The following is a 10020-nucleotide window of genomic DNA, read 5'->3' on the forward strand; positions in this document are numbered from 1 at the left end:
CTCCGCAAGCCGCGAAGCACGTTGAGGCCTCGCTGCCTCATCCCCGTTGTCAGTCACCCACGAATGCTGCCACGCACACATTCCCACGAGCAACGAACAAAGGACCGAATCCCACCATGGCGGCAATCACACCCCCACAGCCACGCGGCGGGACGTCCGGCCCGTCAGGTCAACGAGGCGCGCTCGTCCAGGGCTTCCTCACGCGTGCGGACGTGCAGGGCGAGACCGGTCGCTCCCGCCGCCTCCACGCCGATCAGCGTGGTCCCGGCGGGAGCGTCCGCGGCGGGAAGCGTGATCGCCGGGGCGGCGCTCTGCGTGGTGGTGCCGGCCGCATCGTCCTGGCGCGGCGCGGACTTCGCGTTCTTCTCCAGGACGATGCCCTCCTCGATGGGCGAGCCGTCCAGTGCCCAGTACTCGCCGAGGGTGAGACGGCTCATCCCGTTCGGAGTGAGCGGGTCCACCTCGACCTTCAGCGTGCCGATCTTGAGCGCCTGACGGAAGGCGGACCAGGCCGGCTGGACAGGGTCGAACGAGTCCTGCACCGCGCCGCCGTTGCCGCACAGGATGTACGCGGTGCCGAGGTCCAGCTTGTTGGGGACATCGGCGACGACCTGGTCGCCGGCGAGCACATGGCTGCGCTCGTAGTTGTGGTCGTGCCCCTGGAGCACCAGGTCCACCGAGTAGCGGGCGAACAGCTGGAGCCAGGTCTCGCGTACACCGTCGTCCGCGCCGTGCCGCGAGGAGGAGCTGAACGCCGCCTGGTGCATCAGAACGACGATGAAGTCGACGCCCTTGTCCGCGTGGGCGGCGGCGAGGGCTTTCTCGGCCCACAGCCGCTGACGGCCTCCGGTGTAGCCGATGTTGTGCTTGATCTCGGTGTTGACGTCGTTGTTGTCGATGCTGATGAAGACGACGCTGCCGTAGCGGAACGAGTAGAAGCAGTTGTCCAGCTCCGGGTAGCCGTTGCCGGGCAGGGCGAAGCGCGTCCGGTACGGGTCGTAGCCCCACTCGCCCCAGCTGTCACCGGTCCCCAGCACATCGAGCTGGCTCTCGATCTCGTGGTTGCCGATGCACGGCATCCACGGCGTGGACGTGGCCATGGGCGAGATCATGTCGAACCACTCGTCCCACAGCCTCTGGTCGCCGTTGGCGTAGGCCAGGTCGCCGACGATGACGTGGAACGCCGGGTTGAACGACTGCGCCAACTTGGTGTTCATGCTCGGCTGGATCGGCTGCTGCGCCGTGGTCGCGAGGTCGGTCCCCTGGTCGCCGAACGCCGTGAACGTGAACTTCTCCCGGCCGCGCGGCCCGGTGGTGAAGCCGTACGCCGGCGTGACGGTCTTGTCCGCGTGCCCGATGCGGTAGCCGTACGACGTGCCCGGAACCAGCCGCGTGAGCCGCGCGTGGTGGAAGTAGCCGGGGTAACCGGGGTACTGCGCGGTCTGCGCGGCCACCCGGTCGCCGCCGAGTTGGACGAACGGGCTGCGCACCGGTCCGGGGGTCATCCAGCTGACCGTCATCTCGCGCGCCGCGTCACTGCCGAAGTTCACGTGGACCTGCGAGACGGGGGTATCGGCGCCGTACGCGGGCTGCCGCCAGAACCAGGCACCACTCGCGGCGGTCGCACCCACCGCACCGACGACCGCGCTGCGGCGCAGGAAGTCCCGGCGGGAGACGTACGGACGGTGTGCGTGTGAGTGGCCCATGGGAGCGGACCGTAGCGACGTCAGTTGAACGCGCAAACAATTACAGATGGCTGATTTGTCATGGGCTTTGGCGCGAATGCGACCAGGCGGGTGAGGCGCTCCACCTCCTCACCCGGCGAGACCACCCCAAAGGTGGCACAACGACAGTCATTGCCCGGAGTCACTCTCCGTGATACACAGAGTGACGATATGTGTACAGGGCTCGAAACACGCCACGCCTTCGCAGGTCAAGGCAGCCGCTTCGGTCAAACGTGCGGAGATCGGGTAAAGAGACCCTCGAAGTCGGCTTACGCGGACGGTTTCATCAGCGAAGATAGAACCTGGCCCGTGCCGAGTGGCGTGGGCGGCGAACAACCCAACAGGGGCGGTGAGTTACATGATCCTGGCAGCCGAAAAGGGCGACATCACCACCATCATCGGCGGTATCGCCCCGAATTGGGGACCCTTCGGAAGCCTGGGCAACGAGGCTCGAGTGATGATCGAGGTCGTGATGGCCGTTGCCATCCTCCTCTGCCTCGGCATCGCCATCTGGGGCGCGGCCAAGCAGCGCATCGGCGCGACGGCGCTCCGCGACACCTTCAGTGCGGAGCAGGGCAAGGGCCTGATCGTCGCCGGACTCACCGGCGTCTTCATCATCGGCTCACTGGGGACCTTGTTCACCATCGTGTACGGGATGGCCGTCTAGCCCGGCCGCCCGCCCGTCCTCTCCAGGCTCGCCCGGCCCACCTCCGAGGTTGCGTCTCCCCCGATGTCCCCCATCCTGCTGATGTCACGTCACCACACCGCGTCCGCGCGGTCCGCAGCACGTCCACTACCGGTTGAGGGGGCCTGCCCGAGATGAGCCTCGGCGACGAGCACGACAGCCGTACGAACGAGGGCTTCGGCGGCTCGGGCCAGACCCGCACCCGGCTCCCGGGCACGAGCGACGACGTCTACGGCAGCGCCCGCCGCCCGGTGCGCACCTCACGTTCGCTCATCGGGGTGGTGGGCGTGGTGGTGCTGCTGATCGCGGCGATCGCCTTCGCCAACAGGGGCGGCGGGGCGGAGGACACGTCGGGCGACACCGGCAAGTCCCCCGACAGCCGCCCGACGGCGGCGACGGGGGTGCGCCCGGTGAAGGGCAACGAGGGCGGCATCCCGACGGGCTACGCACGGGACGAGCAGGGGGCGCAGAGCGCGGCGTCCAATTATGCCGTGGCCTTGGGCTCGGTTGGCATGTTCAACTCGACCAGTCGCCACCAGATCCTGGACACCGTCTACACGGCGCAGGCGGCTGCCCGCTTGAAGGGGCCTCAGGACTCCGCCTACTCGGCAGAGTTCCTCGAGAAGCTCGGCCTGGACGCGAACGGCAATGCTCCTTCCGGCAGCACGTTCGTGTCTCGCACGATCCCTGTGGGCACCAAGGTTGAGTCCTTCGACGGTCAGAACGCCCGCGTGTCCGTCTGGTACACCGGGCTCATCGGAATGTCCGGGCCCGACTCCACAGATCCGGTCAGTACGACCTGGAAGACATGGACCTTCGACCTCCAGTGGACGGACGGCGACTGGAAGGTCGCTGCTGATGAGCAGAAGGACGGCCCGGCCCCGGTTCCGGGCGACGTCGCCGCTTCCACTTCCGATGAGATCAGCAAGGCAGTAGCGGAGTTCGGAGGCTTCACCTATGCCCGGTAACCCTCGCCGTCTCCGCGCGGTCATGACAGCACTCGCAGCGGTGCACTCGGCCGTTTTTCTGTACGCGGCACGGGCGACGGCCGCCCCCACGCCCACACCGAGTCCGAGCAACGACCCATGTGACTTGCTGATCGGCCCTGCCAAGGAGTACTGCACCGAAGGCGACGGCGCCCGCGGCGGCAGCAGCCCCGCCGGGGTCGACGACCCCACCGCCGCCCTCGACCCCCTCTCCTCCCTCGCCCGTGGCTGCGCCGACGCCGCCGTCACCCTGCTCGACTATCTCTCCGGCGCCGTCAAGGAGACCGCCGAGGTCGACTTCACCAACCCCGCCTTCCTCGCCCGCTACGCCATCGTCTTCGCCGCCACCACCGTCCTCACGCTCATCCTGTGGCTGCTCGCCGTCGCCAAGCGCGCCATCCGCGGTGTACCGCTCACCACCGCGATCTCCGAGGCCGTCGGCTTCCTCTGGCTGACCGTCCTCGCCTCCGCCTTCACGCCGCTGATCCTCTACACCGTCGTCACCGCCACCGACGCCGTCACCGAGGTCGTCGCCTCCGGGACCGGTCAGCAGACCGACATCTTCTTCGGCAGCTTCAAGGAGGCCCTCCAGAAGGGCGACAGCATCAGCGGCGGCCCGATCATGCTGATCATCGTCGCGCTGGTCACCGTCCTCGCCGCCGGCATCCTCTACCTCGAGCTGTTCATGCGCGCCGTGCTGCTCTACGTCGGCGCCCTCCTCGGCGTCGTCGTCTACGCAGGGCTCGTCGACAAGAACATGTGGGGCCACGTCCGCCGCTGGGCCGGGATCATGATCGCCATCATCCTGGTCAAGCCCGTCATCGTCATCGTGCTCGGCCTCGCCGGCGCGCTCTCCGCGGGCGAGGGGCCGGACTCCTTCTCCGCCGTCGTGTCCGGGCTCTCGATCATCCTGCTCGCGATCTTCGCCTCCGCCATGATCTACCGCTTCGTCCCCGGCTTCGGCGACGAGATCGCCAACTCCCGCAACAACCGCATCCAGAACGCCGCCGAGGGCAAGGCCGCCGCCGTCATCAGCTCCCCGGCCGCCCTCGTCTCGCAGGGCATCAAGACGCACAGCTCCCGCGGCAACCAGAACACCGGCGGCGACTCCGGCGGAAGCACGCCCCGCCCGGCCAACCCCGTCAGCGGCGGCGTCGCAGCGCACGGCAGCCGTACGGGCCAGGGAGCCGCGCCCTCGCCCCGTAGCAGCACCCCGACCAGCGGCACCCCGCACAGCAACCGCAACAGCACAGGAGGTGGCCGGCGTTGACGATCCAGTCCCCACCCATCGCGCCCCGCCGCACGTACCTCATCGGCCGCGCCCGGCCGAACGCGATCGTCGGCAAGAACCGCGAGACCGGCGAGATCGCACTGATCATCGCCGGCGCGTTCCTCGGCATGATGAGCGGGCTGCTGGTCCCCGTCCTGTCCCTGCGGATCGTGCTGCTCACCGGCTTCCCGATGCTCGCGCTCGCCGCCGTGTACGTCCCCTACAAGGGCCGCACCTTCTACAAATGGTTCGAAATCAACCGCAGCTACAAGCGCACCCTGCGCCAGGGCACCACCTACCGCTCCGGCGCCGTCGAGGCCGGCACCCGGATGGACGGACGGGAGATCGAGGTCGGCCCGCCGCCGGGCATCGGGCGGATCAACTGGCTCGCCGCCCCCTTCGGCCCCGACGAGATCGCCGTCCTGCTGCACGCCGACCGGCGCACCGTCACCGCGGCCATCGAGATCGAGGGCCCCGGCGTCGGACTGCGCGACAGCGAGGACCAGGAGGCGCTGGTCGACCGGTTCGGCACGCTGCTCAAGCATGTCGCCAATGGTGACGGCTTCGTGACGCGCATTCAGATGCTCGCGCGTACCCTGCCCGCCGACCCCGACGCACACGCCAAGGACGTCGCCCAGCGCGGGGACGAGAAGGCGCCGGCCTGGCTCCAGGAGTCGTACGAACAGCTCCAGTCCATGGTGTCCACCTCCAGCGAGCAGCACCGCGCCTACCTCGTCGCCTGCATGCACTACTCACGCGAACTCGCCGCCGAGGCCCACGCCATGGCCCGTGCCGCCAAGCACGCCTCCGGCGCCAGGCGGCTCGACAAGGACGCCGGCCTCGCCGTCGTCATGGCCCGCGAGCTCACCGACATCTGCGCCCGGCTGGCCGAGGCGGACATCCGCGTACGGCAGCCCCTCGGCCAGGCCCGCCTCGCGTCCCTCGTGCACTCCATGTACGACCCGGACCACCCCATCGACCACATCCAGGCGATGACCAAACGAAACGCCTGGCCGGCCGAGCTCGACGCCGTCGAGCCCACCTACCTCCAGGCCAAGACCCGCGAGTCCTCCACCCGCGCCCCCTGGTGCCACTCCACCGCGTGGGTCAAGGAGTGGCCGATGACCCCGGTCGGCGTCAACTTCCTCGCGCCGCTGCTCGTCCACACCCCCGACGTGATCCGTACGGTCGCGGTGACGATGGACCTGGAGCCCACCGAGGTCGCCATCGAGCGCATGCTCACCGAGAAGACCAACGACGAGGCGGACGCCAGCCGAGCCGCCAAGATGAACCGGACCGTCGACCCGCGCGACATCGCCGCGCACGGACGGCTCGACCAGCGGGGTGAAGATCTCGCGAGCGGTGCGGCGGGGGTCAACCTCGTCGGGTACATCACTGTGTCGTCGCGTTCGCCCGAGGCCCTGGCCAGGGACAAGCGCACGATCAGGGCCTCTGCCGGCAAGTCGTATCTGAAGCTGGAGTGGTGCGACCGCGAGCACCACAGGGCCTTTGTGAACACCCTTCCGTTCGCGACCGGCATCCGCCGATAGGGGCCTTGAGCCATGCGTGATCCGCTGTCCGTCCTCACGGATGCCTTCACCTCCTTCCTGTTCGGAAAGGTGGAGACGACCCGTCTGCCCGTCCGCACCTCGACCGGGCAGGCGCAGGCCGTCTACCTCCCGACGGCCGCACCCGGCCTCGGCGACTCGGGCGTGATCATCGGCCGCGAGGTCTACAGCGGCAAGGGCTACATCTACGACCCCTTCCAGCTGTACGGGCAGCAGCTCCCCGCCCCGCACTGGCTGGTGCTCGGCGAGTCCGGCAACGGAAAGTCGGCGCTGGAGAAGACGTACGTCCTGAGGCAGTTGCGCTTCCGCGACCGTCAGGTCGTCGTCCTCGACGCGCAGGGCGAGGACGGCGTCGGCGAGTGGAACCTGATCGCGCAGGAGCTGGGGATCACGCCCATCCGGCTGGACCCGATGACGGCGCTCGACGGCGGCATCCGCCTCAACCCGCTGGACCCCGCGATCACCAGCACCGGCCAGCTCGCCCTGCTGCGGACCATCATCGAGGTCGCGATGGGCCACGGCCTCGACGAGCGCAGCGGCTTCGCGCTCAAGGTGGCCCACGCGTACGTGAACGAGTCGATCACCGACCGGCAGCCCGTCCTCATGGACATCGTGGAGCAGCTGCGCCACCCCGAGGCAGCGTCCGCCGAAGCGATGAACGTCGACATAGACGATGTACGCGCCTGGGGCCTGGACGTGGCCCTGGTCCTCGACCGGCTCGTCGACGGCGACCTGCGCGGCATGTTCGACGGACCGACGACGGTCGGCATCGACCTGGACGCGCCGCTCATCGTGTTCGACCTGTCCCACATCGACCGCAACTCGATCGCGATGCCGATCCTGATGGCGATCGTCGGCGTGTGGCTGGAGCACACCTGGATCCGGCCCGACCGCAAGAAGCGCATCTTCCTGGTGGAGGAGGCGTGGCACATCATCAACAGCCCGTTCGTCGCGCAGCTCTTCCAGCGGCTGCTCAAGTTCGGGCGGCGACTCGGCCTGTCGTTCGTGGCGGTCGTGCACCATCTCTCCGACGTGGTGGACGGCGCGGCGGCACGGGAGGCCGCGGCCATCCTCAAGATGGCGTCGACACGGACGATCTACGCCCAGAAGGCGGACGAGGCGCGCGCCACCGGGCGCGTGCTCGGCCTGCCGCGCTGGGCCGTCGAGATCATCCCGACGCTCACCCCCGGCATCGCCGTCTGGGACGTCAACGGCAACGTCCAGGTCGTCAAACACCTGGTGACCGAGGCCGAACGGACCCTCGTCTTCACCGACCGGGCGATGACGGAGTCCTCGCGGCCCGCGGTGCCGGAGCACGTCCAGGCCGCGGAGTGGGAGGCGGAGCAGCGGGCGGCGCTGATCGAGCGGCAACAGCAGATGGACGAGTCCTCAGAGTCGACGGTGGCGTGAGATGGAGCAGGGGCGCCAGGGGCGGGGCCGGAACGGGGAGCGCGAAGGGGGCATCCCCGACGGCCTGTTGGTCGGGCTGCTGGGCTTCCTGCTCGCGCTGACGGTGCTGGTGTGGACGGCGACGGGCCTGGCGGGTCTGTTCGCGCACGGTGCCTGGCCGACGGGCGTGACGTTCACCAGTACGCCCATGGCGTTGCGGTCGCTGGCCTCGGCCCCGCAGGACCTGCCCGCCGCCTGGCCGTCGACCCCGCCCGCCGAGCTCTCCGGCTACGGGCTGTTCTGGGGTCTGGCCATCGGCGAACTGATGGTGCTGGTCGTACTGACCGTGTTCACGCTGGGCACGGTGGCACGCTGGCGTGCGGTCCGCGCGACGGCCCGCGCCGAGAAGCACGCGATCGGGCGGACGTCGTCGGAGCCGCACGGCAGGGCCGACACGACGCCCTCGGCCGCCCCGGCCGTGGAGACGGCATCCGAGGCCCCGGCGCCGCCCGTGCCCGAGCAGACCGTGTCCGCATCGCCCGTGCCCGAGCAGACCCCGCCCACGGCCCCCGGGCCCGTCCCCGCATTCCAGCCGGCCGGCCCGGCGGCGACCGCGGCTCCCGCACCGGCTCCGTACCCGCACGCGCCCGCGGTCCCCTCCACCGCAGCGGCCCCGGTCCCGTACCCGCCCACGGGTGTTTCGACCACCGTCCCCGGCCCGCGCGGCACCGGTTCCCGCGTCCTGTACGGCGATCCCGCCACCCGTCGGCCGTCCACCGTCCAGGCGCTCCTCGACGCCGAAGGCCCTGTCCTCGTCGTCACCTCCGACGCGTCCGTGTGGGCCGAGACGAAGGGCGCCCGCGCCAAGCTGGGACCCGTTCTCGTCTACGACCCCGGGCACCTGTGCGACACCCCTTCCCGGCTCCACTGGTCGCCCACCGCCGGCTGTGAGGACGAACGGACCGCGGCCGCCCGCGCCACCGCCCTCCTCTCGCCCGTGCGCCCCCGGGCACTGATCGACGCCGCCATGGCCGACACGGCGGAAACGCTCCTGCGCTGCTGGCTGCACGCCGCCGCCGTGGACGGCCGCCCGTTCCGCCAGGTCCACCGCTGGGCGCAGGGCACCGGGGCCCACGAGCCCGTACGCATCCTCCGCACGCATCCCAAGGCCGCCGCCGGACTCGCCGGACTGCTGGAGTCCGCGCTCACCGCGTATCCGGAACGCCGGGACATCGCCCAGCAGTTGACCGGCCGTGCCTTCGCTGCGCTGTCGTCGGTCCACATCCGTGAGGCATGCACTCCCCATCGAACCGATTCGCTGGCCTTGGAATCTTTTGTGAACGAAGCGGGCACGCTTTACGTGGTGGGTGAACCGATCGAGGATCCGCGCTCCCACCCCGGTGCGATGCCGCTGCTCACGGCACTCGCCTCAGACGTGGTCGAGCACGGCCGCCGCATGGCCGCACGGTCATCCGACGGTCGGCTCGACCCACCACTGACCCTCGTCCTCGACGACGTCGCGGCCGTGGCGCCGCTTCCCGTGCTCCCCGAGCTCCTCGCCACCGGCCAGGACCAAGGCCTGCCGACGCTCGTCCTGCTGCGCTCGGCCGAACAGGCCCGCGCCCGCTGGGCGGCCCCCCTGCCCTCCCACTGAGCCCCTGGCTAGGCCGCCGCGCGCCTGACCTCGTACTCGCGCGCCATATCGTCCCCGGGAATGGGAGACGTGTCGGCGCTCGGCACGAAGCCCGCGCGCCGGTAGAGCGCCTCGGCCCGCGCGTTGTCCGCGTGGAAGATCAGACGCACACGCTCCACCCGCGGCGATTCCAGCGCCCACGACCACTCCAGCGCCGCACGGAACAGCGCGTCCGCGAGACCGCTCCGCCGCGCCTCCGGCCGGACGAACACGCCCACCACATGCGTCTGTTCCACCGCCGCCGGCTTCCCGACCCGCGCCTCGACGCCCGGCCGCTCCACCAGCAAGGACACCGTGCCGTCCCAGCTCCCGTCCGGGGCCTCGCCGATGAACTGGATCACCTCGCGGCCGGCCGCCGCCGAGGCCGTGCGCTCCTGCCAGAAGGAGTCCGGCCGCGCCACGGCGTCCTCGTACGTCTCCAGAAAAGCTATCGATGCCAGCGGGTCCTGAAGGGCGGCGAGCCGCAACTCGCGGGCCTTGGCCCATTCTTCGGCGCGTACGGGCCGGATGACGTAGTCCATGCCCCGATAGTGGCCAAGGCCCCGGCACCCCGGCAACGAGGTTTCCGCCTCGGCGCACTGTGCCGCTGCGTCCCCTGCTGCACCCGCACACACCCGGAACGCAGGAAAGCCCCGGAACAGTGTTCCGGGGCTTTCCCACAATGATTGTTCGGCGGCGTCCTACTCTCCCACAGGGTCCCCCCTG

Annotated in this window: 8 protein-coding genes; 6 read left to right on the forward strand and 2 right to left on the reverse strand. The window is 70.1% G+C overall.

The features are described 5' to 3' along the window. Positions 1–164 precede the first annotated feature (164 nt). Positions 165–1706: a fibronectin type III domain-containing protein gene (locus ACWD0A_RS34180; RefSeq protein WP_451304533.1), complete on the reverse strand. Its 1542-nt coding sequence runs from the start codon at positions 1704–1706 to the stop codon at positions 165–167. Between the two features lie 376 nt (positions 1707–2082). Between ACWD0A_RS34180 and ACWD0A_RS34185 the strand changes: the two genes are divergently transcribed. From ACWD0A_RS34185 to ACWD0A_RS34210, 6 genes are all read left to right on the forward strand, one after another. Continuing rightward, complete coding sequence (locus ACWD0A_RS34185; RefSeq protein WP_142217964.1) at positions 2083–2391, forward strand: hypothetical protein; 309 nt, start codon at positions 2083–2085, stop codon at positions 2389–2391. Between the two features lie 152 nt (positions 2392–2543). Beyond that, complete coding sequence (locus tag ACWD0A_RS34190; RefSeq protein ID WP_451304535.1) at positions 2544–3377, forward strand: hypothetical protein; 834 nt, start codon at positions 2544–2546, stop codon at positions 3375–3377. Next, positions 3367–4665: a hypothetical protein gene (locus tag ACWD0A_RS34195; RefSeq protein ID WP_451304537.1), complete on the forward strand. Its 1299-nt coding sequence runs from the start codon at positions 3367–3369 to the stop codon at positions 4663–4665. Before ACWD0A_RS34190 ends, ACWD0A_RS34195 begins: the two co-directional genes overlap by 11 nt. Next, on the forward strand, positions 4662–6215 hold the full coding sequence (locus ACWD0A_RS34200) for an SCO6880 family protein (protein ID WP_451304539.1): 1554 nt from the start codon (positions 4662–4664) through the stop codon (positions 6213–6215). The genes ACWD0A_RS34195 and ACWD0A_RS34200 overlap by 4 nt, the downstream gene beginning before the upstream one ends. Before the next feature lie 12 nt (positions 6216–6227). After that, positions 6228–7643 (forward strand): ATP-binding protein, encoded by a 1416-nt coding sequence (locus tag ACWD0A_RS34205; protein ID WP_451304541.1) that lies wholly within the window; start codon positions 6228–6230, stop codon positions 7641–7643. A gap of 1 nt (position 7644) precedes the next feature. Further along, positions 7645–9276: a type VI secretion protein gene (locus ACWD0A_RS34210; RefSeq protein ID WP_451304543.1), complete on the forward strand. Its 1632-nt coding sequence runs from the start codon at positions 7645–7647 to the stop codon at positions 9274–9276. Between the two features lie 8 nt (positions 9277–9284). On the opposite strand, the gene ACWD0A_RS34215 is transcribed toward ACWD0A_RS34210, so the two are convergent. After that, positions 9285–9836: a GNAT family N-acetyltransferase gene (locus ACWD0A_RS34215; RefSeq protein WP_451304545.1), complete on the reverse strand. Its 552-nt coding sequence runs from the start codon at positions 9834–9836 to the stop codon at positions 9285–9287. Positions 9837–10020: the final 184 nt, after the last annotated feature.

It is taken from the genome of Streptomyces sp. NPDC002867 (assembly GCF_053591895.1).